Genomic DNA, 25,384 nt, shown 5'->3' with positions numbered 1-25,384 from the left:
ATGACAATGTATGGCAGCATCTCCCACCATCCAAGAGGGTGGTGGGAGATGCACAACAGAGGGGGACTATTCTATCCCTCCTGCTGGGTTTCCTGCTGTTTGGCGACCTCTTTTTTGACCTCTTCCATGTCGAGTGCCTTGGCTTTGTCGACAATTTCAGCAAAGGCTTTTTCAGGTAGCATGCCAGGCTGGGAAAAAATAACGATTTTTTCCCGAAAGATCATCAGGGTGGGGATGGACTGAATTTGGAAGCTCATGGCCAGCTCACGCTGATTGTCCGTATCCACCTTGGCGAACACCACATCCTCGTGTTGTTCCGAAACCTTTTCGAATATTGGTCCAAAGGCTTTGCAGGGACCGCACCATTCGGCCCAAAAATCGACAATCACCATGTCGTTTTTGGTGACGATCTCCTCAAAATTTTCTTTGGTCATCTCAACGCTTGCCATGCTTGAATCTCCAATTTGGGTCGTAGTTTTTGCAAAATTTCCAAAATAACATCGACTGCCTGCCGATCCGGGTTGGATAGTCTTTCCCGGATTTGATGATAGCCTCTCTGCAAGCGTTGTCTCTCTTCAGAGTCGGTCAACAAGGTTTCCAGATCCCCAGCCAGGATCTGCGGGCGGGCTTGGTCTTGTATGCGTTCTGTCACCAGGCCCCCCTCCCAGACCAGGTTGGCCAGAGAGATGAACGGAACCCGAATCACCCGCCGACCTATTTCATAGGTTATCCGATTCACCTGGTATACGACCACCATGGGTGTTCCCAGGAGTGCCGTTTCCAAGGTGGCCGTACCCGAGGCTACCATAGCGGCATCTGCTGCAGCCAGAAGGTCGTAGGTGCCTCCTTGGATTACCTGCCAGGGCCACGGTGCTTCTTCCGGTGTCAACGTATCTGCCAGGGCCAGGACAAACCGGGTTTTGGGCTGCCGTTGCTGAAGTTCCTGGCAGGCCTCGGTCATCACGCCCAGGAGTCGTTGAATTTCTCCCTTTCGACTGCCGGGTAGAACCACCACCAGCTTTTCATCCTCTGCCACCCCCAGTTTCCGACGGGTTTCATCCCGGGGTGTTTTTGGGACCGCCTGCTGCACCAGGGGATGGCCCACAAAGGTGACCGGTAGGTCTGTTTTTTGCCAATAAGCAGGCTCAAAGGGAAACAGCACCATCAGATGTTTCAAAAGAGGGGCGATCCGTTTGACCCGGCCCCGCCGCCAAGCCCACACCTGGGGGCCTACATAATGAACCACCGGAATTCCCAAAGCCCGGGCACGGCGGGCCAGTAAAAAATTAAAGTCCGGAAGATCAATGGTGATTAAAAGATCGGGCCGATTTTCTTCCAAAAGTCGGTTCAGATAGCGAAAGACCTCGATCAGCCGGGGCAGCCTGCGCACCACCTCTACCAAACCGATCACAGAGAGGTCGTTGACGTCATAGGGGGTGGTCAACCCAGCCTGCCGCATACGTGACCCACCGACACCAACCACCTCGAAGTCCGGAATGGCTGAGCGCAGAGTGGTCAGTAAAGTACCTCCCAGCAGGTCTCCGGAAGCCTCCCCCGCGACCATCATCAGCCGAACCGGTGGGGAATCGCTCATGTCAGGCCGGGCATCCCCTCCAAACCGATGTTACGGGTATTGGCTTCGATGGATTCTTGGATGGCGTTGACCACTTCCAAGGCCTTGCGACCATCCCGACCACTCACCAGAGGAGGCTTGTTATCCCGAACCACCTCGCAAAAAGAACGAATTTCCGCCTCAAGGGTGTCATATTTTTGGATGGGAATAGTGGTTTCCTCAATGGCCGGTACTTCAATGCCGTCCAGCTCTTGCACGCCTCGACCCCGCTGCAAAACCATGATGTCGTTGCGGATAAAATCGAGGGAGAGAAAAGCGTTATCCTGAAACAGACGAATGCGCCTGGTTGAATCCCGTGCCACCCGGGAGGCGGTCACATTGGCGGTACAGCCGTTGGCAAACTTGAGCCGGGCATTGGCGATATCCACCTGATTGGTCACCACTCGGGTTCCCACTGCATCCACTTGGACCATTTCAGATCCGACAAAGTTCAAAATGAGATCCACATCGTGAATCATCAGGTCTAAAACCACGTCCACATCCAAAGCGCGGCTTTTGAAAGGGGCAAATCGAAGGGATTCGATAAAACGGGGCGTTTCCAGTACGCCGCTTTCATTCAAAGCCACCACCGCCGGATGAAACCTTTTGAGGTGACCTACCTGCAAAACCAGTTTTTTTTGATCCGCCAGTGCAATCAGCCCATCCGCTTCGGGAATGGTGACGGTGATGGGTTTTTCCACCAACACATGCCAACCAGCCTTCAGACAAGCCCCGGCTATTTCGAAGTGGCTCTGGGTGGGAGTTACCACGGAAACCAGATCCACCTTGCCAGTCAGATCCTTCAGGTCGGAGTAAAAATCGACCTCCAGTTCCTGGGCCACCCGCCGGGAGCGTTCGCTGTCGGCATCCACGACCCCTACCAGATCGACACCTTCGATGGCTTTATATTTTTGGGCATGAAAGCGTCCCAGATAGCCAACACCGACTACTGCAGCCCGGAGAGGACGCCCGGCCAAATCTGTCTGATTAGTGGTCATGGCGCATCATCCAACGGTCAAAATCCACTCCATCAGTGCGATCGACAGCCGCCATTTCCTCTTCGCTGCAACCGACCATCACCAAACCATATTTTTCCACTGCTGCCAGAGTGGCGTCCGGATCCAGAATCATGGCAGATCCCGCTTCTATCGCCAGAATGGGAATCCCTGCAGCATGGAGATTTTCGATGGTTTTGGGCCCAACGGCCGGCAGGTCCAGACGGCGATCCTGTTGGGGTTTGGCCACCTTGACGAAAACCGCATCCCCTTTGACCCGTCTGCCTGAGATCAGTTTACCTGCCCGCTCAAGCATGGCGTCCGTTCCTTCCATGGCCTCCACAGCCACCACCACCTTCTGTCTCACCACGACCCCTTGCCCGATATCCAATTGCCCCAACGCCTTGGCAGAGTTCCAACCGAACTGGAGTTCCTGCCACTGCTCCCGGGTGGGACGGCGGGAGCTTAAAATACCATTTGGTGCCAAAAGCTCCGGCAAAAATTCCGCCACCCCCCGAAGCTTGAATCCCTGACTCTCCAACTCTTCAGCCACCCCCCTCAGGAGCATGTCATCGTGGAGATGACGCAGACGGGTAGCCAGCTTCAAGGCTAAGGTGTCGGGGCGAATGTGCCAAATTTTGGCCTTGGTGATCCCCCCGGCCAACATGACCTCTTCAACCCCCTCACGGGCCAAAAACTTGAGGATTTTTTTAAACTGCCCTAACCGCACCCACTGGAGGCTTTCCACCAACTCCCCAAGGGCAGGGTCGGTTTCGCCTTGATGAGCCACTGCCACCAGCTGCCGTCGTCCCTTGAGGGAGTGAGCGATGATCAGCGGCAATTGACCACTCCCCGTTATCAAACCCAATCTGGGGAGAGGGGGGGATGAGGTCAACGGCAAATGCCCCTCTGACCGGTTTGTAGAAATTCCAGAACGCACTGAACCTCGGGAATGGCGGGATAGAGACGCTCCACCTCGGCAATGGCTTCTTCCAGGCGCAAATTGGCTCGAAAAATCAGTCGGTGGGCTTGACGCACCGCCTTGATGACTTCCTCAGAAAAACCGGTGCGGCGCATGCCGACGACATTCACCCCGGTAATCCGGGCGCGGTTGCCAGCAGCCGAGGCAAACGGCATCACATCCATGGAGATGGCTGAAGCCCCACCGATAAAGGCGTTGCGACCAACCCGGGCGAATTGGTGAATGGCCGTAAGCCCGCCGATGACGGCATTTTCCTGAATCTCCACATGCCCAGCCAGGGTGGCGCCATTGGCCATCACCACGCTGTCAGCCACTCGGCAGTCGTGGGCGACATGGGAGTAGGCCATGATCATGCAGCCATCCCCCACCCGGGTGAGCCCACCACCATTTTCCGTCCCTCGGTGGATAGAGACATATTCCCGAATCTGGCACTTCTTGCCGATTTTAACCCGGGTCTTTTCCCCGGCATAGTTGACATCCTGGGGGGCTTCGCCGATAGAGGCAAAATTGAATACTCGGCTCTCATCGCCAATGGTGGTATGCCCGGCGATCACCACGTGAGCCCCCACCTGAACCCCTTTTTTCAAATGGACGTTGGGACCAATGACGGAATAGGGCCCCACCCGCACTTCAGGGTCCAGAGTGGCTCCGGATTCCACCACGGCTGTGGGATGAATCATGCCTGAGAATCCCCGGAGGCCTTTTCGATATCACGGGTCATGGCCATCACCTGGGCTTCGGCTGCTACCTGGTCACCCACATAGGCCTTGCCGGTAAAACGCCACACTTCCCGCCGCCGTTTATCGAGCACCATTTCGATTCGAAGCTGGTCTCCCGGAATCACCGGACGTCGAAAACGGGCTTTGTCGATGGACATGAAATAAACCAGGCGACCCTGAACCGAAGCTGGATCGGTGTGACCAGCCAGCAGGGCACCCGCCTGGGCCATCGCCTCCAGAATCAAGACTCCCGGCATGACCGGGTTTTCTGGAAAGTGACCCATAAACTGGGGCTCGTTGAAGGTGACGTTTTTGATCGCCACGATGCGCTTGCCCGCCTCCGCTTCAAGCACACGGTCAATGAGCAGGAAGGGGTAGCGGTGGGGCAGATTTTTCAGAATGTCCTGGGGATTATCCAAAACCATGATTTAAAACCAATCCTTGGTGCGGGAGTTCAAACGCTTCAAGACTTCATCCGTGATGTTGATCGACGGGTCGGCATAGAGTACCTGGCCCCGGCTGAAAATGGCCGTATAGTTTTTCTCACGGCCAATTTCCTGAATGATTTCGTGGAGTGTTTTGGTGATTTTTTTGGTCCACCGACGGTTTTCCCGATCCAAGGCGGCTTGGTTGTCTTCCACCATGCGTTGGTACTCCCGAAACTTGCGCTGGATGGTGTTGCGCATTTCCGAGAGAGCCTCGGGTTTCATCAGGCTTTTCTTTTTGTCGGTGTTTTCCTTCATTCGTTTGATTTCGGCCTCCATGTCAGCGATCTCTTTTTGCTTGGAGGCAATGTTGTTTTTCAGAAGATCCCGTGCTTTTTCACCTGCTACCGAAGAGGCGATGGCTCGGGGGACATCCACATAGGCAAAAGTGCCCTTGGATTGAGCCAGTGCACTACTTGAACCTGTAATCAGCCCAGCCAGCACAAAAAACAACGCAACGAGCCATCTGCTTGAAACGTACCATCTACTTGAAACGTACCACCTGCCCATAACGATCATCCTTCCTAAAAATCTGGCCTACATGGCCGCGCCGAAGGTAAAATCAAACGTCCGGGTTTCGTCGTAATCTTCTTTCTGGATGGGTATGCCCAGCGTCACGCGAAGGGGGCCAAATGGGGAGTTCCAGTGAACCCCGACACCACCGGAGAGACGTATGGAGCCGTCGTCGTTCATGTTGCCGTAATAGTCATCCCAATCCCCGATGTAACCCGCATCGAAGAAGGTCAGACCCCGAACGCCATATTCCTTCAGACCGATGATGGGGAAATAGAGTTCGGCGTTGATCTGTTCGAAATGGTTGCCGCCGTAGGCATCCCCTTCAGGGGTACGTGGACCGACACCACCGGGTTTAAAGCCGCGAATGGAGCTGTTGCCACCCAGAAAGAAACGTTCAAAGATGGGTACTTCTTCGTCGATCCCTTCCACCACCCCAAAGCGACCTCGGATGTGACCCACCCACATTTCATCCTCTGAAATGGGATGGTAGTAGCTGTGATCCGTCAGCATTCGGGCAAAATAGACATCCCCGCCCAGGCCGGAAAAGTCAGTGGTGAGGCGATGACGACGCCCTTTGGAGGGCAAAATCCGGTTGTTCAGGCTATCCCACTGCAGGGTGTTGGAGACCATCGACTGCAGGTAGGGGCTTCTCTGTTCCATATCCTTGATAATATTGGAAGCATCCTCATCCACATCTTCGATCTCCACATAGGCCAGCTGATAGCTGACTGTATCCCAGAGATGGTTGGAGAGGGGAAAACCCAGGCGCAGGCCGCCACCAGAGAGTTGCTGCTCGTAGGAGGAGATGGAGTCCCAGTCAGTGGTACGGTTGAACAGGTCAAACCCGGCTGAGACGTTTTTCTCCATAAAATAGGGTTCGGTGAAGGAGAGTTCAAACTCGTTGGTGGTGCCTGAAAAGGCAAACGAGAGAACCAGGCGCTGTCCCTTGCCCAAAAAGTTGTTCTGGGTGACGGAGGCGGTTCCCATGAAGGATTCCACACTGGAATAACCCGCACCGACAGAAAAAGTCCCTGTGGGTTTTTCTTCCACCTTCACCTTGACGTCAACCTTGTCATCCTCACCAGCTGGTACGGTGGTCACCTCTACCGTCTCGAAATAGTCCAAGGATTGGAGTTTTTTCTTGGAAGAGCGCATTTTGGAGGCTGAGAAGCGATCCCCTTCCAGCAGCTTGATTTCCCGACGAATCACGTTGTCCCGGGTCCGGGTATTGCCCGCCACCTCCACCCGGTTGACATAAACCCGCTGCCCTTTGTCGATTTTCATGATCAGGTTGACGGTCAGATCGTCGTCGTTGATGGAGGTTTCCGGCTGGATCTGTAAAAAGGCGTAGCCATAATCGCCGATCTTGTCGGTGAGGACTTCGATGGCGGAGCGAACCTCCTTGCGGGAATACCACTCCCCCTGCTTCAGGCGGATGTGCTGATAAATTTCAGAACGGGGCATCTCATCAAAATCTCCGATGACCCGAATTTCAGCCAATTTATAGCGACTGCCTTCATTAACGGTGTGGGTGATCATGAAGGCGCTGCGATCAGGAGTTAATTCTGCCACCGAAGAGTCCACTCGAACCCGGGCATATCCCCGATCCAGATAGATGTTACGCAGCTGGGCCTGATCAAACAGCAGTTTTTCCCGATCATAGGTATCATCTTCCCGCCACCAGGAGAGCCAGTTGGTGGGTTTGATGAGGAGATCCTTGATCAGCTCCTTGTCCGTCAGGTCGCTGTTACCGATAATGCGCACCTCCCGAACCTTGGATTTTTCCCCTTCCTGGATACGATAGGTCAGGTTGATCCGGTTTTGGTCCAGCTCTTCGGAGACCATCTCTACCTGGGCCAGAAAGAGCCCTTTGATGCGGTATCCCTGACGCAGGGTGGCCAGATCCCGATCCACTTTGGCCTGATTGAACAGCGCCCCTGACTTGAGGGTGATCACCTCCAGCAGGTCATCCTCGGTGTAGGCATCGTTGCCCTCGAAGGTGACCTCATTGACCATCGGGTTTTCCTTCACCCGTACCACCAGAACGTTCCCATCCCGTTCCATCAGGACATCCTGGAAAAAACCGGTGTCGTGGAGAGCCTTGATACTCTTGCGAATCTTGGTGGAATCCAGGCGGTCTCCTACATCCAGCAGAAGGTGGCTCTTAACGGTATCGGGTTCGATACGTCGGCTCCCTTCCACGCGGATATCATCAATGAAAACAGCACCCCAGGCAGGTTCCACAGAGAGAAGCGCCACAAGTGGCACACATCCCAGAAAAAGGGCGAGAATGAGAGTTCGCAAAAAATTCATTGGGTAGGACCCCAATCGATGACGTTATTTACCAGGCAACCAAACCACCAAAACATACGGGTTTTGAGCCGCCACGGCAAGATTTCAGGTTGGGAAATCGATAATCGACCAGGGTCTCGCGGGTTTTCACCCAGAGGAAAAGAGACGCACCAGATCGTTTTTCATAGCCCACACCATCACCATGATCAAAAAAACCATGCCCACCCGATTGGCGAACATTTGTGCTTTTTCACTCACCGGACTGCCTTTGAGCCCTTCAATGGAGAAGAAAAGAAGATGCCCGCCATCCAGTACGGGAATGGGCAATAAGTTCAGTATTCCCAGGTTGATTGAGATGAGCGCCATAAAGAAAAGCAGGTTGGTGGCTCCCTGGGATGCGGTTTTGCCAGCCAACTCGGCGATCAATAAAGGGCCGCCAATTTGATCTGCTGAAATGACCCGGGTAACCAACTTCCAGATAGAGGTCAAGGTCAGATCGGTCATCCGCCAGGTCTGTTCCAGCCCTTTGCCGATGGATTCCAGGGGGCCATATTGTACAACCACCTCCGCATCCCCCGGAGAAATACCGATCAACGCCGTACGCTCCGGTTCGCCAAACAGGTTGGGAACTTCCTGGATTCGGGGGGCAATTTCAACCCGAAAAGAGGATTCCCCTCGCAAAACATCAAACTGTAGGGGGTTGCCATCCGAGGCCCGTACAATCTGGCTCAGCGTGCGCCAACGTTCCACCGGTTGGTCATCAATATGGGTGATGCGATCTCCCGGTTGCAGTCCCGCCTCCAAGGCAGGCATCTCCGGACTGACCTTGCCCACTACCGGCAGGGCTTCTCCCACCCCGACCATGTAGGCTACAACCAAAAAAAGAAAGGCAAAGATAAAATTAAAGGCAGGTCCCGCAAAAACGATCCCGATACGACGTCCCACTGATTGGGAGCTGAAGGCGTGGGGCAGCTCCTCCTCGGTGAGGGGCCTATTCTCCTCCTCACCCTCGCCCTCACCCTCCTCCTCCCCTTCCCCCAACATTTTAACGTAACCTCCCAGGGGAATGGCAGAAAGTTGATATTCGGTCTCGCCGTCGCCGCTTTTCCAACTCCACAGACGCGGACCAAATCCCAGGGAAAAGATCAGCACCCGCACCCCGAAAAGGCGTGCCGCCAGAAAATGGCCCAATTCATGGACAAAAATGAGTATGCCCAGGACCAATAAGGCCCAAAAAACGGTATTCATGATGTACCACCCAGCCCGCTTCCATGCTGAGCTACCCATTGCCATGCCCGCTCCCGGGCCAATCGATCCACATCCAATACGGATTCAATGGAGTCCGGTGGGGGCAGGGAGAGTTCGCTCAGAGTCCAATCAATCACGGCTGCTATTCCTTGAAAACCCATTTTACCATCCAGAAACGCAGCCACGGCCACTTCATTCGCGGCATTGAGTATGGCAGGAGCACTCCCCCCATGGCTCAACGCCTGATAAGCCAGATCCAGACACGGAAACCGCTCTTTTTCCGGCGCTTCAAAAAAGGTTAATCGACCCAAAGTTGGCAGGTCCAGTGCCGGAACCGGTGTTGAAATGCGTTCCGGCCAAGCCAGTGCCACCGCAATAGGGGTGCGCATGTCCGGCATGCCCATCTGTGCAAGGACCGAACCATCCCGGTAAGTGACCATCGAATGTACAATGCTTTCCGGATGTACTACCACCGAAATATGTTCTGGAGGGATGCCAAACAGCCAGTGGGCCTCAATCACCTCCAGGCCCTTATTCATGCAGGTGGCCGAATCGATGGAAATTTTGCGACCCATTTTCCAATTGGGATGAGCCAGAGCCTCCTCAGGGGTCACCGTTGCCAGGCGTTCCTTGGACCAGCTACGCAAGGGCCCGCCCGAAGCGGTCAAGACCAGGGAGCGAACCACATCGACCAGTGCAGGAGAGGTGTTGGCCCTTTCCTTTCGATCCACACCCAGCCAAGCCCCATTATAGAGGACCTGAAAGATGGCGTTGTGTTCCGAATCCACCGGAATCAGATCCACTTTATAACGGGCCACCTCTTCATGGAAGAGTGCCCCGGCCATCACCAGGCACTCCTTGTTGGCCAAAGCAATATCCTTGCCGGAGCGAATGGCTGCCAGGGTCGGTTGTAGTCCGTCGGCACCAACAATGGCTGATACGGCTACATCCCCGGAGTCCCAGGCGGCGGCTTCACACACCCCAGCCTCCCCCTCCAACACCTGAATAGCTGTGTTCGCCAAGGCTTCCCGTACCTTGGCCGCCCCTTCCGGATTCCGAATGGCAACGGCTTCAGGTTGAAACCGATGCGCCTGGGCAATCAATTTTTCGTGATTGGATCCAGCTGAAAGGGACACCACGCGAAATCGATCCGGATGAGCGGAAATCACATCCAGGGTATTCACCCCAATGGATCCAGTGGATCCCAGAATCGCGATGCGCTTGACAGCCAAAGGTGTCAGCTCCTTTTCAGAGGGCCGTGGTTCCCAAGAGAGTGATCAGTGGCAGAAAATGGCTCCGTCATAAAAATCACGCAACCTGATCAGGTTGAGACCGAACGCGCTCAAGATACGACTCCATCCCATCCTGACAGACATCTTCGGACCTTGTGACAAAACTCACCCCGACCATTTTGTCCGTTTTCACCTGTCACATCTGAATGTGTCACACAAACCAATTTTGCCAGTAAAGAAAAAAATAAAACAGGGGTAATGCAAACAGCAGGCTGTCCAGACGATCCAATAATCCGCCGTGACCGGGAATCAGGGTGCCGGAATCCTTGACCCCATACTCCCGTTTAAACAGCGACTCCACCAAATCCCCCAACTCCCCCACCAAGGCGACGGAAAAACTCAACAAAACAGCCCATAAAGGGTCAATTGCCAGGGAAAAGCCCCGGATGGTCCCAAAGCCTACGACCACACCCAGTAGAATCCCACCGATCAATCCCTCCCAACTCTTGTTGGGGCTAAGACGGGGGGCCATTTTCCGTTTGCCGATGGCGCGCCCCACCAGATAAGCCCCGGAATCGGTCGCCCAGATGACAAAGAGCAGATAACAGAGCAGATCTCCCCCCGCCGGTAAGGCGCGAATTTCCAGGGCCATCAGCAGAGGGATGACGGTATAGATCAGCCCCCGAAAGTGAAAACCAGCCACCTCCGACTCCATCCGACCCGGCTGATAGCGATAGATGGCCATCAGCAGAAGCCCCCAGTAGAGCAGCATCACCTCCACCAAAATCCAGCCCACTCCTCCCATAAAACCCGTGGTCAGCAATAACCAAGCCGCAGCTGCCATCAGAAGGTGGAGGCGTCGGTCAACCGGGCCGTCAAATCCCAGCCATTCATGGATAAGACCGGCGGAAAGGGGAAGGAACAGAAGGAAAAGATGCAGTGTCTCACCCTGAAGCAGCAGGGCTAGAACCAGGGGTATAAGAACAAGGGCGGAGAGGGTTCTTAGGAGCATGAAATCTGGGGAGGCCGGTCAGTTGGTCGCGCCGAAACGGCGGTCCCGTTGACTGTATTCCCAGATAGCCTCTTCCAGGTCCCGTTTGCTGAAGGCCGGCCAAAAGATCGGCAGGAAAACCAGCTCGGTATAGGCCAGTTGCCACAGGAGAAAGTTGCTGATGCGCTGCTCTCCCCCGGTGCGGATCAGCAAATCCGGATCTGGCTGGCCCGCAGTGGTCAAGCGTGCGCTGATGGTGGACTCGGTAATATCCTCCTCCTTGATACGCCCTGCCAAAGCATCCTGAACAAGCCCGCGTGTCGCATCGGACATCTCCTGGCGACCGCCATAGTTGATGGCAAGGTTAAAGTTGAGGGTATCGTTGTAACGGGTTTTTTCTTCCATATCGGCAATGAGGTTGCGAATGCCGCTGGAAAGCTCGTGGATACGGCCCAGTGCCCGAAACCGTACCCCCTCCTCGGCCAGCTCCTCCATCTCCTTGCGCAGATGATAGGCCAGAAGATCCATCAAGGCGGATACTTCATCGGGAGGACGGTTCCAGTTTTCGGAAGAAAAGGTGTAAAGGGTCAGGGTGGGAACCTTGAGGGAGATACACGCCTTGACCGTACGGCGTACCGCCTTCACTCCCTGGCGATGACCTTCTAGCCTGGGCAGAGATTTTGATTTGGCCCAGCGCCGATTGCCATCCATAACGATGGCAATGTGGCGGGGCATGCGTTCCGGATCAATTGTGTCAGTCATAAGAGGTCGGGAAAGACGTCAAACCTGCATGACGTCCGCTTCCTTTTTGGCCACGACTTCATCCACTTCCTTGGTGTGGGTGTTGGTCAGGTCTTGGGCCTGCTTTTCATATTGGTGCATATCGTCCTGGGAGATCTCTTTGTTTTTTTCAGCCTTTCTTAGTTTTTCGATCACATCCCGACGGATATTGCGTATCGCTATCTTGGCCTGTTCACCATATTTATGGACCAGCTTTACCAACTCTTTACGGCGGTCCTCGGTCAGCTCCGGCATGGGGACCCGGATCAGGGCACCGTCGCTGATGGGGTTGATTCCCAAGTCCGACTCCCGAAGGGATTTTTCAATCGCCTTCATCAGACCCTTGTCCCAGGGCTGCACCGTCACCAGGCGTGGTTCCGGCACATTCAGCGTAGCCACTTGGTTAAGGGGCATCTTGGAGCCGTAGGCATTGACCTGGACATTATCCAGGAAGGAAGTGGTGGCACGCCCCGCACGCAGTGAACCCACTTCCTCGTGGAGGGATACCAGGGCTTTCTTCATCCGGATGCGACAATCTTTCAAGGTAGCTTCCACCATCAATCCTCCTCTATCAGCGTTCCCCGCGACTCTCCTTGCATGACCTCCACCAGAGCCCCCGGTTCCAGAACTGAAAAGACCTGGATGGGAATCCGGTTTTCCCGGCAAAGGGAGACGGCAGTCATGTCCATCACCTTGAGATCTCGTGCAATGACCTCAGAATAGGAGAGCCGTTTAAAGTGTTCAGCATCTGGATGGGTCACTGGATCAGCGCTGAAGACCCCATCCACTTTGGTAGCCTTGATCAGGAGATCGGCATTGATCTCAGCTGCCCGTAAGCTGGCGGCTGTGTCGGTACTGAAAAAGGGGTTGCCGGTTCCCGCTGCAAAAATCACCATGCGGCCTTTTTCCAGGTGACGCACGGCTTTTCGCCGAATAAAGGGTTCAGCCACCTGGGGCATGGAGATGGCAGACTGCACCCGAACGGGAACCCCCTTTTGCTCAATGGCATTTTGTAGGGCCAGGGCATTGATGGTGGTAGCCAACATGCCCATGTGATCGGCGCTGGTACGTTCCATACCCGCCGCCGATCCTGAAACACCTCGAAAAATATTGCCTCCACCGACTACCAGGGCCAACTCTATCCCCATTTGGTGGATGGTCAACAGATCCTCGGCCAACCTTGCCAAAATTTGGGGGTCGATATTAAACCCCCGCTCACCCATCAGGGATTCACCGGAAAGTTTCAGCAAAACCCTTTTTTTGCGCTTGGTAGATGTCTCCACCTGAAGGATATCCTTATCCCAGCTGTTGGGCGACCTCTTCGGCGAAGTCTTTGTTGCCTTTGTCGATTCCTTCACCCAGGGCAAAACGGACATAGCCTGTGAGTTTGGCATCGGCTCCTAGTTTTTTGGCTTCGGCAGTGAGGAATTTACCCACCTTTTGGTCTGGATCCATCACAAAGGGCTGCTCCAGGAGGCAGTTTTCGCCGTAAAACTTGTTGATCCTGCCGATCACCATCTTTTCGATGATGTTATCCGGCTTGCCGGATGATTTGGCCTGTTCGGTGAGGACCGATTTTTCCCGTTCCAGATCTGCTTCAGGCACCGAAGCCCGATCCAGATAGGGAGGGGCGGAGGCGGCTACGTGCATGGCGATTTTTTTGCCTATTTCGGTCAGTGCCGCTTCATCACTCACCGCTGACTCCACACCGACCATCACGCCAATCTTGCCACCCATGTGAATATAGGTGGAGACCACCCCCTGGGGGACCTCTTCGATGGCAAAGCGACGAAGGTTCATGTTTTCGCCGATGGAAGCGATCTGTTGGGTCAGTTCCTCGCCGACATTGTGTCCCGATCCGGGATAGTCCAGAGCCTTCAAGGCTTCAACGTCTGCCGGGGTGTTATCCAGAATCACCTGTGCCGTGGTATTGGCAAAGGCGATGAATTTTTCGTTTTTGGAAGCAAAGTCGGTTTCCAGATTGGCTTCCAGAAGCACCCCACGGCTGCCGTTGGAGATCGCAATCACCTTGCCTTCGGCTGCCACCCGGCCCGCTTTTTTAGAGGCTGTGGAGAGCCCCTTTTTGCGCAGCCAGTCAACGGCTTCTTCCAGATTGCCGTCCGTTTCAGTGAGGGCTTTTTTGCAGTCCATCATACCTGCTCCGGTCTGTTGCCGGAGACTTTTTACCATTTTTGCGCTTACCGCCATTGTTCGCTTTCCCTTGGATCCTGATTGTTCGAATTCTTGTTCAACCTAGCTTTCAATCGCTACCATCTCTTCGGAACCGTCTTGGGAGGGGTCCCCGCCACCGACCAGTTCTCCAGAGCCATCCTTGCGCAACTGCATACCTTCCAGAGCGGCGTCGCCCATTTTGCCCAAAAAGAGCTTCAGGGAGCGGATGGCGTCGTCGTTACCTGGTACCAGCCAGTCCACCGGGTCAGGGTTGCAGTTGGTATCCACCAGGGCTACCACCGGAATACCCAGCTTGTTGGCCTCTTGGACTGCGATGGATTCCTTGTTGGTATCCACCACCACGATCACGTCCGGCAGGCGATCCATATCCTTGATGCCACCCAGGGAGCGGTTGATCTTTTCCCACTCCCGTTGGTAACCCAGGGCCTCTTTCTTGGTGATGGCCTCAAAGGTGCCGTCGGTTCTCATTTTATCGATATTTTTCAGTCGCCGAATGGAACCCTGGATGGTTTTCCAGTTGGTGAGGGTTCCCCCCAGCCAGCGATGATTGACAAAATATTGCCGAGAGCGTGTCGCTTCTTCGGCGATCATATCCACAGCCTGACGCTTGGTGCCGACAAAAAGCACCCGACCGCCACCTTTGACGGTTTCCCGGACAAAATTATAGGCGTCACGGAGAAAATAGACGGTTTTTTGCAGGTTGATGATGTGGACCCCGTTGCGGGGGGAGTGGATGTAGGGGTTCATCTTCGGGTTCCAGCGTTTGGTCTGGTGACCAAAGTGCAACCCAGCCTCCATCAGTTCACGAATCGTGAATTTGGCCATCTTTGCCTCCTTAAGGCGTTCGGTTGTGCCTCCGCCGTTCCTGATTGCAGCCCAACCCGGTTTCACCGGGCACCGGAGCCGCAGGATTTCGGCGTGCGTTTTTTGTGGTTGGGGGTTTTAGAAATGCTCACGCTATCCAAACATTTGGATAACATGCGAGTTTTATCATCACGGACAGCCAGTTTCAAGGGAGGCTTGAGGCTTGTTTGAAAATAACTTCCCAAACCCGCCTTCCAGAGGGAAACAGCCCCTTTCATCTCTGAAAAAGCAGCCTCAGGTAAAATAATCAATCTTCCCTGCACCCTCCCGGATCACCTGGGGGGCGCCGTCGGTGAGATCCACTACCGTGGAGGGGATATCCGGCAGGATGCCACCATCGACGATCAGATCCACCTGCTTGCCCAGAGTATCCCGAATCTCTTCGGGATCGCCACCGGAAAGTTGTTCGTCGGGAAGACTGAGGGAGGAGGTGATCAGGGGTTCTCCAAAGGCTTTCAGTAGCCCCAGACAGATGGGATTGTCCGGAATGCGCAGACCGATGGTCTTGCGCTTGGGCAAAATGGTCTTGGGGACTTCCCGGGTGGCGGGCAGAACGAACGTATAGGAGCCGGGCAAAAAACGCTTCAGCAGCCGATAGGTCTGGTTATCCACCCGGGCAAAACGGGAAATATCGGAGAGATCGGCACAGAGAATGGAAAAACGGTGGGAAGCCGGAAGATTTTTGATTCGGATAATCCTCTCCACCCCTTTTCGGTTGTTCATGGCACATCCCAGGCCATAATTGGTACCTGTGGGGTAGACGATGAGCCCATCCTTCTCCAGAATGGCCACGGCCTGTTTCAGCAGGCGGGGCTGGGGGTTGTCCGGATGAATTGAAAAAAACTGTCCCATTGTCGTATCCTTGGCACCCAACAATTCCCGTGAGGCTGTTTAACCTACGGGTCGATATAAAAACGAAAGCGGCTGCATAGTCGCAAACAATCCAGCCCCTGGTCAATCGTGAGGAGTATTTTAGATGCCTGCCCATCGTTCCCGCATGTCTACCCATGGCCGCAACATGGCCGGTGCCCGCTCCCTTTGGCGGGCTACTGGTATGAAGGAACAGGATTTTGGCAAACCCATTATCGCGGTGGCCAACTCTTTTACCCAGTTTGTCCCGGGGCATGTTCATCTGCGGGATATGGGCAAGTTGGTGGCTGGTGAAATCGAAGCGGTGGGGGGGGTGGCCAAGGAGTTCAACACCATCGCCATCGACGACGGCATCGCCATGGGCCACGGGGGGATGCTCTACTCCCTCCCCTCCCGGGATCTCATTGCCGATAGTGTTGAATTTATGGTCAATGCCCACACCGCCGACGCCCTGGTGTGCATCTCCAACTGCGACAAAATCACCCCGGGGATGCTGATGGCGGCGTTGCGCCTCAATATTCCGACCATTTTTGTCTCCGGCGGTCCCATGGAGGCGGGCAAGGCCATCCTGGAAAATGGCCGTATGCGCAAACTGGATTTGATCGATCCCATGATTGCGGCGGGGGATAAAAGTGTCTCCGATGCCGATCTATCGACCATGGAGCGTTCCGCCTGCCCCACTTGTGGCTCCTGCTCGGGGCTTTTTACCGCCAACTCCATGAACTGCCTGATAGAAGGATTGGGGTTGGCGCTGCCTGGCAACGGCACGCTGGTAGCGACCCATGCGGCGCGGAAATCTCTTTTCATTGAGGCGGGCCGCACGATTGTTGAGCTGACCCGGCAATATTATGAGGCCGATAACGAGCAGGTGCTGCCCCGCTCCATCGCCACCTTCGAAGCCTTTGAAAACGCCATGAGCCTGGATATCGCCATGGGAGGCTCCACCAACACGGTATTGCACCTTTTGGCTGCAGCAGCTGAAGCCCAGGTCTCCTTTACCATGAGCGATATCGACCGGCTCTCCCGCAAGGTGCCGTGCCTGTGCAAGGTGGCTCCCTCCACGGAGCAATATCATATGGAAGATGTCCACCGGGCTGGCGGTATTCCGGCGATATTGGGGGAACTGGATCGAGCGGGTCTGCTCCATAGCCACCTGCCCACCGTCCATTCCCAGACCATGGCGGAATCGTTGGCCCGGGACGATATCGCCTCCCCTACGGTGGAAAAGGAAGCCAAACGCCGCCATCTGGCCGCCCCGGGGGGAAAACCGACTCTGGAGGCATTCAGCCAGTCAGCGCTGTGGGAGAGCCTCGACCTCGACCGGGCCAATGGCTGTATTCGCTCCATGGAGCAGGCCTATTCCCAGGATGGGGGGTTGGCGGTGCTCTTTGGCAATCTGGCTCAGGATGGCTGCATCGTCAAAACCGCCGGGGTGGATGAATCGATCTGGACATTTTCCGGGCCTGCACGGATTTTTGCCAGCCAGGAAGCCGCTTGTGACGCCATTCTGGGGGATCGCATCCAGGCGGGGGATGTGGTGATTATCCGCTATGAGGGGCCCAAGGGGGGGCCGGGGATGCAGGAGATGCTCTATCCGACGAGTTATATCAAATCAAAAAATCTCGGCAAAGCGTGTGCGTTGATCACCGATGGCCGTTTTTCAGGGGGAACCTCCGGGCTCTCCATCGGCCACGTCTCCCCGGAAGCCGCTGAAGGGGGTAATATTGCCCTGGTAGAGGAAGGGGACATCATCAAAATCGACATCCCCAACCGCACGATCAATTTTGACGTCTCAAAAAAGGAACTTGAGGCGCGGCGTGAACGGATGGCTAAAAAGGGCAATAAAGCCTACAAACCCGAACACCGGGAGCGCAAAGTCTCCCAAGCCCTCCTCGCCTACGCCGCCATGACCACCTCGGCGGCCAAGGGGGCGGTGCGGGATTTGGGGCAGTTGGAAAAATAGATGGAATGGATTGTTTGGCCTACAAAACTGTCTTGGCTCCCTCCCCTGGAATTTCCCTCACCAGGGTGGGGACACCCAGACCGGGGAGTTTCAGGCGGAGGTCGGCGGTGAGTTTTTTGGCGCGGTTTTCGCCTACCTGAAAGTGCGCCGCTCCCGCTACCGGATCGAGCAGGTGTAGGTAATAAGGGGTACAGCGGGCATCCAGTAGGCGTTCACTCAGTTCTGCCAGGATATCCACCCGGTCGTTTACCCCTTTGAGCAGCACCGACTGGTTGAAGAGTGGCACCCCCCCCTCTGCCAGCCTTCCCAAAGCCGCCACCACCTCTTTGCTGAGTTCCGCCGGATGGTTGCAGTGAATCACCATCATCGGAGTCAGGCGCGTGCCGTTGAGCCAGCCCAAAAGTTTATCCCCCACCCGCTCGGGGCTGGCTACCGGCATGCGGCTGTGGATTCTCAGACGGGTGAGGTGAGGGATGGCAGCGAGCTTTCCCGCCAGCCCTGCCAGGCGCTGATCGCTCACCATCAAAGGATCCCCCCCGGATAAAATCACCTCTCTGATTTGCCAATCTTGCCGGATATGACGCAGTGAGGCTGCCCAATCCTCAGCCAGCTCCTCCCCACCTCTATTTTTGTCGTGGCGGCGAAAGCAGTAGCGGCAGTGAATGGCACAGTCACGGGTCACCCGCAGAAGCACCCGGCCTGGATATTTTTGAATTAATCCTGGCACTGGGACGCATTCGGCCTCCTGGAGGGGATCGGTGGTAAACCCCACAACCCGCTGCAACTCCTCCCCACTGGGCATCACCTGGCGTAGGAGAGGATCGTCCGGATTGCTCCAGTCGATGCGATCGGTAAAAGAGCCGGGAGCCCGATAGCTATAGAGCCGAGCGGCCTCATCCGCCCCTGGATCGGCCCGTTTTCCCGGGCTTGCCAAGTTCAGGGGATGATCATCGGGTTCATTTGGGTTATAGTGCTCTTTTTTTGAATTCACGTTTTCCCACCTTGAAAACCAACTGCCAAAACCCACGAGACCATCATGCTGAATCACAATCAGTTGCGTAACGGAACCCGGGTCGAAATTGACGGCCTACCCTGGATCATCATCTCCGCCCAGTTTGTCAAACCTGGTAAGGGCCAAGCCTTCACCAAGATCAAAATCAAAAATCTGATCGATGGTCGGGTAATCGACCGCACCTACAAGTCCAGTGAATCCGTTTCCAAAGCGGACGTCATGGACAAAAACATGCAATTTCTCTACAGCGATGGCTCCTTCTGGCACTTTATGGACCCAAGCAACTACGAGCAGGTGGCTGTGACGGAAAAGCAGATCGCCAATGTGATCAATTGGCTCAAGGAAGAGGAAACCTATCAGGTTACCCTCTGGCGGGGAAAGCCCATTGCCGTCACCCCTCCCCCGTTCGTCGTGCTGAAAATTACCGTTTGTGAGCCCGGCGTCAAAGGGGATACCGTCTCTGGTGCCACCAAACCCGCCACCATGGAAACCAACGCCGTGGTCAAAGTGCCCCTCTTCGTCAACGAAGGGGAGATGATCCGGGTGGATACCCGAACCGGGCTCTATGTGGAGCGGGCCAAATCCTGACCACTCCCCACCATGGAATGATATCCAGCCTGGAAGTGCTGCACCTGGGCTGGGCTGCCACCCTCCCGGATGCAGCATGGCATCTCTATCCTGGGAGAGGCTCCTCGACCCCCCCATGATTTCCGACACACCCCTCTGGTCTCCCAGCACCACTCTGGAAACCCTTCGGGAGCGGGCCAAAATAATCGGCCAGGTGCGGCGGTTTTTTGAAAGCCGGGGGGTACTGGAGGTGGAAACACCGCTGCTGGCCCCTGCCATCGCTCCTGAGCCCCATATGGAGCCAATTTCGTGTGGAAATTTTTTTCTCCGTAGTTCCCCGGAAACCCCCATGAAGCGGCTGTTGGCAGCGGGGAGTGGGCCTGTTTTTCAGATTTGCCGGGCCTTTCGCAGCGGGGAATCCGGCCCCCGTCATAACCCGGAATTTACCATCCTGGAGTGGTATCGGCCGGGTTGGAGTCTGGGTCAGTTGATGGGGGAAGTGGTTGATCTGGTCCGGGAAATCACCCAAGCCCCCTCCCCCATGACCTTCACCTACCGGGAAGCCTTCCTCCGTTTTGCCGGGATAGATCCTTTTCAGGCATCCGAAGCCGAACTGGCAGCCCATATCACTTCCCTCCATCCGCCTTCGGAATTGGATCGGGACGGGATGTTGGATCTATTGTTGCTGGAGCGGGTGGAGCCCGGTTTTGCTCAGCTGGAGGCCCCTGTTTTGCTGACAGACTATCCCCCCAGCCAGGCGGCCATGGCGGAGGTGGATCCCGGTCCGCCACCGGTAGCCCGTCGGTTTGAGCTTTATCTTTATGGAATCGAGCTGGCCAACGGCTATCAGGAGCTGACCGATCCCTGGGAGCAGGAGCAGCGCCTGGAGCAGGCCAATGCTGAAAGAGTCCGAAACGGCTTGGCCCCCCTCCCCCTGGATCGACTGTTTTTGGACGCTCTGAATGCTGGCCTGCCCCTGTCAGCCGGGGTAGCCTTGGGTTTGGATCGGCTGGTAATGGTGGCCCTGGGAAAACAGCACATCGAGGAGGTTATTCCCTTCCCCTGGGATCGGACCTGATTGAGCCCATCGTTTCGGTTCATTATTCTTCCAAGCCATCAGACATCTCCAGGCTCTTAAGCCCTGTTTTTGCCTGGAACGCCCAGTTTCCAGCTGCCCCATCATCCCCCTGGAGATCCTTTTCTATTCACTTCCGATAATTTATATCCCGATGGGACGCTTTCAAATAAAATTCGGATGCGTTACAATGAGTCAAAACAAGGAGATATCCCATGGTTTTGCTACATACCCCTCCGGGGGAGATCGGGGCTTCGGCTGCTGATTTTTCCCTGCCCGGCATAGATGGTCGCACCCACACCCTGGCTGACTATCAGGATGCCCGGGTGTTGGTCATCATGTTTATCTGCAACCACTGTCCCTACGTTCAAGCCATTGAAAAACGACTCATCGCTCTGGCGGGAGAGATGGCTTCGAAAGGGGTCCGTTTTGTGGGGATCAATAGCAACGATCCCATCAATTATCCCGCTGACAGCTTTGAAAACATGAAAAAACGGGCGGCTGAAAAGGGCTATCCCTTCGATTATCTCATGGATGAGAGCCAGGAAATCGCTCGCACCTATGGCGCGATCTGTACCCCCGATTTTTTCATCTTCGACAGCGAGCGCAAACTCCGCTATCGGGGACGGCTGGACGATAGCCCCAGAAATCCGGCAGCGGTTAAAAAAGAAGAGATGCGTGAAGCCTTGCTGGCACTCCTGGCCGGGAAGGAAATTCCTGAACCCCAACATTCTGCCATGGGGTGCAGCATCAAGTGGAAAGACGAAGAACTTTAAAGATTTAATCCCCACCAAGCCCCACTGAAGCCTCACACCACAACCATTCCTGCCTGGGGAATCTCCTTCCTGGGAAGTCTTCTTGAAAATAACGGCCATACTTCCCTCTCCAGGTTGTCTGATCCCTGGGTGGAGGGGTGTGGCTGGTGGGAGAGTCAGTCTAATACGAATTCTGGTTCAAACGATAAGCTTGAGGCCATCGTTTGAACTTCATTCAAAACCGAAAAAATCTGCCACAGAGAACGCAGAGATCACAGAGAAAAAGCATGAAAAACAGCTGAATGTTCCGACCACTACCAGGCATGAGTTTGGTTCGATTGTGGTTTTCTCTGTGTTCTCTGTGCCCTCTGTGGCTAAACGTTTTTTTTGTTCGGCTCATCTGTTGCACCGGAATTGGTATAAATCTACCCTTTGGCGGTGGCTGGATGTTGGGAGCCGGGCAGGGGTTTGAAAACAGGGCTGAAACATTCCCCTTCTTCATCTCCAAAGCAGAGACGGTTGCGGCCTGATTGTTTGGCCCGGTACATCCGCTGATCGGCAAGCTCAATGAAAGCGTTGAGATGGATCGGTTGGTCGGTGGTAAACTCCCCAAGCCCCATACTGGCGGTCAAGGGGGTGCCTTCCGGTCGCATACCCAGCCCTTCCCTGCCCAAACGTTCGATCAAAAAGCTGGGCTCCATCCGGGTGATATGGGGCAGCACCACCAAAAACTCCTCCCCTCCCCAACGCACCACCAGATCTTCTTTGCGAATCGCTTTTTTCAAGGCGAGGGCTGCATTTTGCAATACCTGATCCCCGGCATCGTGACCAAAATGATCGTTGATCGATTTAAAGTGATCGAGATCGAAAAAAAGCAGGCTCAAGGGAGTACCGTTACGCCTGGCCAGAAGAAAATATTTTTCCAGTAGCTCACTGCCGGTAGCCCGGTTGTACACTTTTGTCAGGGGATCATGGGCTGATTTGACGATGATTTCCGAAAGATAGTGTAGCTGGCTCATGCCGGAAATAACCGCCACCGCACCGATCAGAATGAGCAGCCAGATCAGGCCCAAACGGGCATCGGGTGAGATCAGGCTTTGGCCAAAAGCGCCCGTAGCCAACTCCACCAGGATGGCTGGAGCGACAAAAGCCCCCCCTTCCAAGGCGGTTAAGGGAAAAACGCTCAAACCCGACACCAAAACAAAAGGCAAAAAGGCATACCCGGCAATAAAGCTGGCACCGATGCCGGTGATGGTCATCTGGATTGTGGCGAACAGGTGATGGGAGTAGAGAAACAGCAGGGTGGGGATGCTGAAGAGCAGTATGATCGCCAGATAGGCATCCCGAACCCGGTCGGAGTCCCGAAACAGAAAGGGCACCATGGCAAATGCCGCGCTGGCGAGCAGTCTGCCAATAGCCAAGCGCGTCCAGATATCATCTGGAAATACCGCAATATCCAAAATAATCCAGAGGGGTGTCAAAATAGCAAAGGCGATGGCAGTGAGTCGAACCCGGGAAAGAATCAGCATCACCCGCTGAGCTGAGACCAATTCTGGTTGCTTCCATGGAAAAAGCAGCCCCTGAAAATTTCCTTGTTCCCCCCCCAACAGGTTGTCCAGGAGTCTGCGTAGTAAACGTTTGAAAGGTTTGATATTCATGACGTTCTCACGACAGGAAAAAAAAGATCGTTTTGGATGCGCCAGAAGAGAAGAGCGCGTATTGAAACAAAAGGTACACCTTTAAGAGCGATAGCTGAAAAACCAGCCTGGTACTCAAGATTCGCTTCAACTCTGCCCCTCCCCGGAGTTTGTGGGGAGAAGATTTTTTTCCAAGGCGTCGTTCAGGGCTTCGCACACCTCTTCAATGGCCAAAGGTTTGGTCAGATAGCGAAAAAAACCGGCAGCCCGGCCTTTTTCGATGGAGGATGGCATGGCATCGGCCGAGACTGCTACCACCGGAATGTCACTTAACCTGGGAGTGGCCTGCAATTGTAAAAAGGCCTCAAATCCGTCCATTCCCGGCAGATTGATGTCCATAAAAATCACATCCGGGGGGCGTTTTTCCGCATGCCCCAGTCCCAATTCGGCATCTGGAGCGGAAATCAGCGTCAGGTTGGAAAAACGCTTTAGAATCCGCTGCATCAGTAACAGGTTGGCCGGGTTGTCTTCGATATAGAGCACGGTGATGGCTTGTGAAGTGGGTTCGAAAGGGCGTATCCGGTGGGCTCCAGAGTCGATATGGGCTTTTTGTTGGGATTTTGCCCCCCCCTGGGCCAAGGGAAAATCCACCCAGAAGATCGATCCCTTGCCCGTTTCGCTGGTAAAATCGATCTGTCCATCCATCTGCTCCACCAATCGCTTGGTGATGGTCAGGCCGATTCCAGTGCCCTTGACGGTGGACTCTTCTGCGCCCAAACGTTGGAAGGGTTTGAATACCTCATGCTGCTGGGCCTCGGGAATACCCAATCCGGTATCGGTGATGCGCAGGCGCAGATATTTATTGTGTATTTCATATTCGATGCGCACCCGCCCCCCGGAGCGGTTGTATTTGACCGCATTGGAGAGAAGGTTGAGCAAAATTTGCTTAAAGCGCATGCGATCCACATGGATCAGCGGGACATTGCAGCCGGTCAGGCCATCCTCCAGTTCCACCTGGCGTTTTTCGGTCAGGGCCTGGATCAGGGCGAGGCAGTCGTGGAGCACCTCTTTGGGGGAGACCTCCTCCAGGGATATGGCCACCTTCCCGGCTTCGATTTTGGCCAGATCCAAAATTTCATCGATCAGGGTGAGTAGATAGCGCCCCGCCTTGGAAATTTCCCGGACGCTGTCGAGTTGGGACTCTGTCAGAGGTTCCATGGGATCGCTCTCCAACAACTCGGCAAATCCCAATACAGCGTTCATGGGGGTACGCAACTCGTGGCTCATGCTGGAGAGAAATTCCGATTTGGCCCGGTTGGCCTGCTCAGCCTGCTGCTTGGCCTTTTTCAGAGCTTCTTCGTTGTGTCGGCGCTCGGTGATATCCTCTTTGACCGCCACAAAATGGGTGATCTCCCCACTGCCCATATCCCGGATGGGGGAGATGTGCATGCTCTCCCAATAGACCTCCCCCTGCTTTTTTTTGTTGCGCAGCACCCCTCGCCACGGATTCCCTGAAAGGATGGTTCCCCAGAGTCGGGAGTGGGTGATGGGAGAGGTATGTTCTGATCTGAGGATGCTGGTTTTTTGACCCAGCACTTCTTCGCTGGAAAATCCGCTTGTTTGGGAAAATTGCGGATTGACGTATTGGATCAATCCATTCCGGTCGGTGATAATCACGGAGGCGGGGCTGGCCTCCACTGCTTGGGAAAGCTTGCGCAGGTTGGCTTCGTGTTTGTGGCGCTCCTCCATATCCTTGCGAATGCGAGTGAATATGGGATGCACCCCCCATAAGGCAGCCAGCAGCAAAAGAGAGAGGGTGAGCAACAACACCCCCACCTGAACCCCTTGGAGCCGGGCCACTTCCCGGTCATTCTCAATTAAATATTGTGAGACAATCTGGTCGAGATTGTTGAGAAGTTCAGTTGGTTCATTCCCCAGGAAAAAATGCAGGCGATTTTGCAGCTCGGGGCTCTCTACCGTTTGGTCGGCAATGATCTTGGCCGCATGCAAAAAACGTTTAACCTCCCAGTGGACGTAACTGTTCGGTCCAAAATAGAAGGCTTTGGTTTCCGGAGACATCCGTCCCGTAATGTTTAAGTCGGGGTTTCCATAAAGCAGGGCCTGATGGGCTTTCTCCATGGCTTTGATGGCTTTTAACAACCGAGTGCGGGTGGATTGCCATAGGATGGGATCCCGGATGCTCCCCAGGTTGACGGCCAGATGGGAAATCCGTTGGGAAAACATGCGCTGTCGGCCACTAACGTTGATGAGAGCACCAGAATGGGAATTACCGCTGATGCTCATTTCCAGAATCAGGAACGAGGCGATGGAAAAAAGCGATAGCACCGCCACGATAATGACCAGACGGGCAGTCAGTGCCTTGATGTGCCGTTCATCCATGTGCGTCGGGTCGGTTTGGAAGATGGGTAGGAATTACAATCTAGAAAAGCAATTTACCACAATAATCAGTAGTGTAACAGGAGGTATTACATCCATGGCATTGGAGAAAGCGTATTTATATCGATTTTTTGCTGTTTTTTTTGAAATGAAAAACATTCAGCCCGGTTTCAAAAGTATCTGGAGTTGGATGACCGAT

Annotated in this window: 24 protein-coding genes; 4 read left to right on the top strand and 20 right to left on the bottom strand. The window is 54.7% G+C overall.

Translation table 11 applies throughout. The features are described 5' to 3' along the window. Positions 1-71 precede the first annotated feature (71 nt). The 17 genes from trxA to HQL52_02265 all read right to left on the bottom strand — a co-directional run bounded on the left by trxA (position 72) and on the right by HQL52_02265 (position 15,761). Positions 72-449, bottom strand: coding sequence for a thioredoxin (gene trxA, locus HQL52_02345; protein MBF0368272.1), 378 nt, complete (start codon positions 447-449; stop codon positions 72-74). Further along, entirely contained in the window at positions 431-1,594 is a 1,164-nt protein-coding gene (gene lpxB / locus HQL52_02340) for a lipid-A-disaccharide synthase (GenBank protein MBF0368271.1), read from the bottom strand. Before lpxB ends, trxA begins: the two co-directional genes overlap by 19 nt. Continuing rightward, positions 1,591-2,610: a Gfo/Idh/MocA family oxidoreductase gene (locus HQL52_02335; protein ID MBF0368270.1), complete on the bottom strand. Its 1,020-nt coding sequence runs from the start codon at positions 2,608-2,610 to the stop codon at positions 1,591-1,593. Before HQL52_02335 ends, lpxB begins: the two co-directional genes overlap by 4 nt. Continuing rightward, positions 2,600-3,448: a UDP-2,3-diacylglucosamine diphosphatase LpxI gene (gene lpxI / locus HQL52_02330; protein MBF0368269.1), complete on the bottom strand. Its 849-nt coding sequence runs from the start codon at positions 3,446-3,448 to the stop codon at positions 2,600-2,602. Before lpxI ends, HQL52_02335 begins: the two co-directional genes overlap by 11 nt. A 50-nt stretch (positions 3,449-3,498) precedes the next feature. Then, a complete protein-coding gene (lpxA, locus tag HQL52_02325) occupies positions 3,499-4,269 on the bottom strand; it encodes an acyl-ACP--UDP-N-acetylglucosamine O-acyltransferase (GenBank protein ID MBF0368268.1) in 771 nt (256 codons plus the stop codon). Further along, entirely contained in the window at positions 4,266-4,733 is a 468-nt protein-coding gene (gene fabZ, locus HQL52_02320) for a 3-hydroxyacyl-ACP dehydratase FabZ (protein ID MBF0368267.1), read from the bottom strand. Before fabZ ends, lpxA begins: the two co-directional genes overlap by 4 nt. A gap of 3 nt (positions 4,734-4,736) precedes the next feature. Continuing rightward, positions 4,737-5,246, bottom strand: coding sequence for an OmpH family outer membrane protein (locus HQL52_02315; GenBank protein ID MBF0368266.1), 510 nt, complete (start codon positions 5,244-5,246; stop codon positions 4,737-4,739). A gap of 84 nt (positions 5,247-5,330) precedes the next feature. Then, positions 5,331-7,622, bottom strand: a complete 2,292-nt coding sequence (bamA, locus tag HQL52_02310) for an outer membrane protein assembly factor BamA (protein MBF0368265.1) — start codon at positions 7,620-7,622, stop codon at positions 5,331-5,333. Between the two features lie 126 nt (positions 7,623-7,748). After that, positions 7,749-8,849, bottom strand: coding sequence for an RIP metalloprotease RseP (rseP, locus tag HQL52_02305; GenBank protein ID MBF0368264.1), 1,101 nt, complete (start codon positions 8,847-8,849; stop codon positions 7,749-7,751). Beyond that, positions 8,846-10,081: a 1-deoxy-D-xylulose-5-phosphate reductoisomerase gene (locus tag HQL52_02300; GenBank protein MBF0368263.1), complete on the bottom strand. Its 1,236-nt coding sequence runs from the start codon at positions 10,079-10,081 to the stop codon at positions 8,846-8,848. The genes rseP and HQL52_02300 overlap by 4 nt, the downstream gene beginning before the upstream one ends. Before the next feature lie 211 nt (positions 10,082-10,292). Further along, the gene (locus tag HQL52_02295) at positions 10,293-11,093 is read right to left on the bottom strand and encodes a phosphatidate cytidylyltransferase (GenBank protein ID MBF0368262.1); all 801 of its coding nucleotides are present in this window, start codon (positions 11,091-11,093) and stop codon (positions 10,293-10,295) included. Between the two features lie 18 nt (positions 11,094-11,111). Then, the gene (uppS, locus tag HQL52_02290; protein MBF0368261.1) at positions 11,112-11,834 is read right to left on the bottom strand and encodes a di-trans,poly-cis-decaprenylcistransferase; all 723 of its coding nucleotides are present in this window, start codon (positions 11,832-11,834) and stop codon (positions 11,112-11,114) included. An 18-nt stretch (positions 11,835-11,852) separates the two neighbouring features. After that, entirely contained in the window at positions 11,853-12,410 is a 558-nt protein-coding gene (frr, locus tag HQL52_02285; GenBank protein MBF0368260.1) for a ribosome recycling factor, read from the bottom strand. Continuing rightward, the gene (locus tag HQL52_02280; protein MBF0368259.1) at positions 12,410-13,228 is read right to left on the bottom strand and encodes a UMP kinase; all 819 of its coding nucleotides are present in this window, start codon (positions 13,226-13,228) and stop codon (positions 12,410-12,412) included. The genes frr and HQL52_02280 overlap by 1 nt, the downstream gene beginning before the upstream one ends. Beyond that, positions 13,149-14,060, bottom strand: coding sequence for an elongation factor Ts (locus HQL52_02275; GenBank protein ID MBF0368258.1), 912 nt, complete (start codon positions 14,058-14,060; stop codon positions 13,149-13,151). Before HQL52_02275 ends, HQL52_02280 begins: the two co-directional genes overlap by 80 nt. Positions 14,061-14,105: 45 nt before the next feature. Further along, complete coding sequence (rpsB, locus tag HQL52_02270) at positions 14,106-14,870, bottom strand: 30S ribosomal protein S2 (protein MBF0368257.1); 765 nt, start codon at positions 14,868-14,870, stop codon at positions 14,106-14,108. Between the two features lie 273 nt (positions 14,871-15,143). After that, entirely contained in the window at positions 15,144-15,761 is a 618-nt protein-coding gene (locus HQL52_02265) for a threonylcarbamoyl-AMP synthase (protein ID MBF0368256.1), read from the bottom strand. A gap of 124 nt (positions 15,762-15,885) precedes the next feature. Between HQL52_02265 and ilvD the strand changes: the two genes are divergently transcribed. Further along, positions 15,886-17,742 carry a dihydroxy-acid dehydratase gene (ilvD, locus tag HQL52_02260; GenBank protein ID MBF0368255.1) on the top strand — a complete coding sequence of 619 codons (1,857 nt, stop codon included), beginning with the start codon at positions 15,886-15,888 and terminating at the stop codon, positions 17,740-17,742. 19 nt (positions 17,743-17,761) lie between these two features. On the opposite strand, the gene epmB is transcribed toward ilvD, so the two are convergent. Then, entirely contained in the window at positions 17,762-18,733 is a 972-nt protein-coding gene (gene epmB, locus HQL52_02255) for an EF-P beta-lysylation protein EpmB (GenBank protein MBF0368254.1), read from the bottom strand. A 45-nt stretch (positions 18,734-18,778) separates the two neighbouring features. On the opposite strand from epmB, the gene efp reads away from it, so the two are divergent. From efp to HQL52_02240, 3 genes are all read left to right on the top strand, one after another. Then, positions 18,779-19,342, top strand: a complete 564-nt coding sequence (gene efp / locus HQL52_02250; GenBank protein MBF0368253.1) for an elongation factor P — start codon at positions 18,779-18,781, stop codon at positions 19,340-19,342. Positions 19,343-19,460: 118 nt separating this feature from the next. Next, entirely contained in the window at positions 19,461-20,399 is a 939-nt protein-coding gene (gene genX / locus HQL52_02245; protein ID MBF0368252.1) for an EF-P lysine aminoacylase GenX, read from the top strand. Between the two features lie 212 nt (positions 20,400-20,611). Next, entirely contained in the window at positions 20,612-21,172 is a 561-nt protein-coding gene (locus HQL52_02240) for a thioredoxin family protein (protein MBF0368251.1), read from the top strand. A gap of 404 nt (positions 21,173-21,576) precedes the next feature. Here the strand turns inward: HQL52_02240 and HQL52_02235 are convergent, their stop codons facing one another. Continuing rightward, on the bottom strand, positions 21,577-22,809 hold the full coding sequence (locus HQL52_02235) for a diguanylate cyclase (GenBank protein ID MBF0368250.1): 1,233 nt from the start codon (positions 22,807-22,809) through the stop codon (positions 21,577-21,579). A 126-nt stretch (positions 22,810-22,935) separates the two neighbouring features. Beyond that, positions 22,936-25,188, bottom strand: coding sequence for a PAS domain S-box protein (locus HQL52_02230; protein MBF0368249.1), 2,253 nt, complete (start codon positions 25,186-25,188; stop codon positions 22,936-22,938). Between the last annotated feature and the right edge of the window lie 196 nt (positions 25,189-25,384).

Source organism: Magnetococcales bacterium, assembly GCA_015232395.1.
Taxonomy (GTDB): Bacteria; Pseudomonadota; Magnetococcia; order Magnetococcales; family JADFZT01; genus JADFZT01.
Note: the sequence above shows the minus strand (reverse complement) of the source record. Positions and strands in the feature narration are given on the sequence as shown.

What these genes read in the sequence shown, in the direction of transcription:
- trxA (MBF0368272.1), bottom strand. Translation starts at nt 449, where the DNA reads ATGGCAAGCGTTGAGATGACCAAAGAAAATTTTGAGGAGATCGTCACC.
- lpxB (MBF0368271.1), bottom strand. Translation starts at nt 1,594, where the DNA reads ATGAGCGATTCCCCACCGGTTCGGCTGATGATGGTCGCGGGGGAGGCT.
- efp (MBF0368253.1), top strand. Translation starts at nt 18,779, where the DNA reads ATGCTGAATCACAATCAGTTGCGTAACGGAACCCGGGTCGAAATTGAC.
- HQL52_02240 (MBF0368251.1), top strand. Translation starts at nt 20,612, where the DNA reads ATGGTTTTGCTACATACCCCTCCGGGGGAGATCGGGGCTTCGGCTGCT.
- lpxA (MBF0368268.1), bottom strand. Translation starts at nt 4,269, where the DNA reads ATGATTCATCCCACAGCCGTGGTGGAATCCGGAGCCACTCTGGACCCT.
- HQL52_02275 (MBF0368258.1), bottom strand. Translation starts at nt 14,060, where the DNA reads ATGGCGGTAAGCGCAAAAATGGTAAAAAGTCTCCGGCAACAGACCGGA.
- HQL52_02265 (MBF0368256.1), bottom strand. Translation starts at nt 15,761, where the DNA reads ATGGGACAGTTTTTTTCAATTCATCCGGACAACCCCCAGCCCCGCCTG.
- ilvD (MBF0368255.1), top strand. Translation starts at nt 15,886, where the DNA reads ATGCCTGCCCATCGTTCCCGCATGTCTACCCATGGCCGCAACATGGCC.
- HQL52_02295 (MBF0368262.1), bottom strand. Translation starts at nt 11,093, where the DNA reads ATGCTCCTAAGAACCCTCTCCGCCCTTGTTCTTATACCCCTGGTTCTA.
- frr (MBF0368260.1), bottom strand. Translation starts at nt 12,410, where the DNA reads ATGGTGGAAGCTACCTTGAAAGATTGTCGCATCCGGATGAAGAAAGCC.
- bamA (MBF0368265.1), bottom strand. Translation starts at nt 7,622, where the DNA reads ATGAATTTTTTGCGAACTCTCATTCTCGCCCTTTTTCTGGGATGTGTG.
- HQL52_02230 (MBF0368249.1), bottom strand. Translation starts at nt 25,188, where the DNA reads ATGGATGAACGGCACATCAAGGCACTGACTGCCCGTCTGGTCATTATC.
- fabZ (MBF0368267.1), bottom strand. Translation starts at nt 4,733, where the DNA reads ATGGTTTTGGATAATCCCCAGGACATTCTGAAAAATCTGCCCCACCGC.
- rseP (MBF0368264.1), bottom strand. Translation starts at nt 8,849, where the DNA reads ATGAATACCGTTTTTTGGGCCTTATTGGTCCTGGGCATACTCATTTTT.
- HQL52_02335 (MBF0368270.1), bottom strand. Translation starts at nt 2,610, where the DNA reads ATGACCACTAATCAGACAGATTTGGCCGGGCGTCCTCTCCGGGCTGCA.
- HQL52_02280 (MBF0368259.1), bottom strand. Translation starts at nt 13,228, where the DNA reads ATGTCCGTTTTGCCCTGGGTGAAGGAATCGACAAAGGCAACAAAGACT.
- rpsB (MBF0368257.1), bottom strand. Translation starts at nt 14,870, where the DNA reads ATGGCCAAATTCACGATTCGTGAACTGATGGAGGCTGGGTTGCACTTT.
- uppS (MBF0368261.1), bottom strand. Translation starts at nt 11,834, where the DNA reads ATGACTGACACAATTGATCCGGAACGCATGCCCCGCCACATTGCCATC.
- HQL52_02235 (MBF0368250.1), bottom strand. Translation starts at nt 22,809, where the DNA reads ATGAATATCAAACCTTTCAAACGTTTACTACGCAGACTCCTGGACAAC.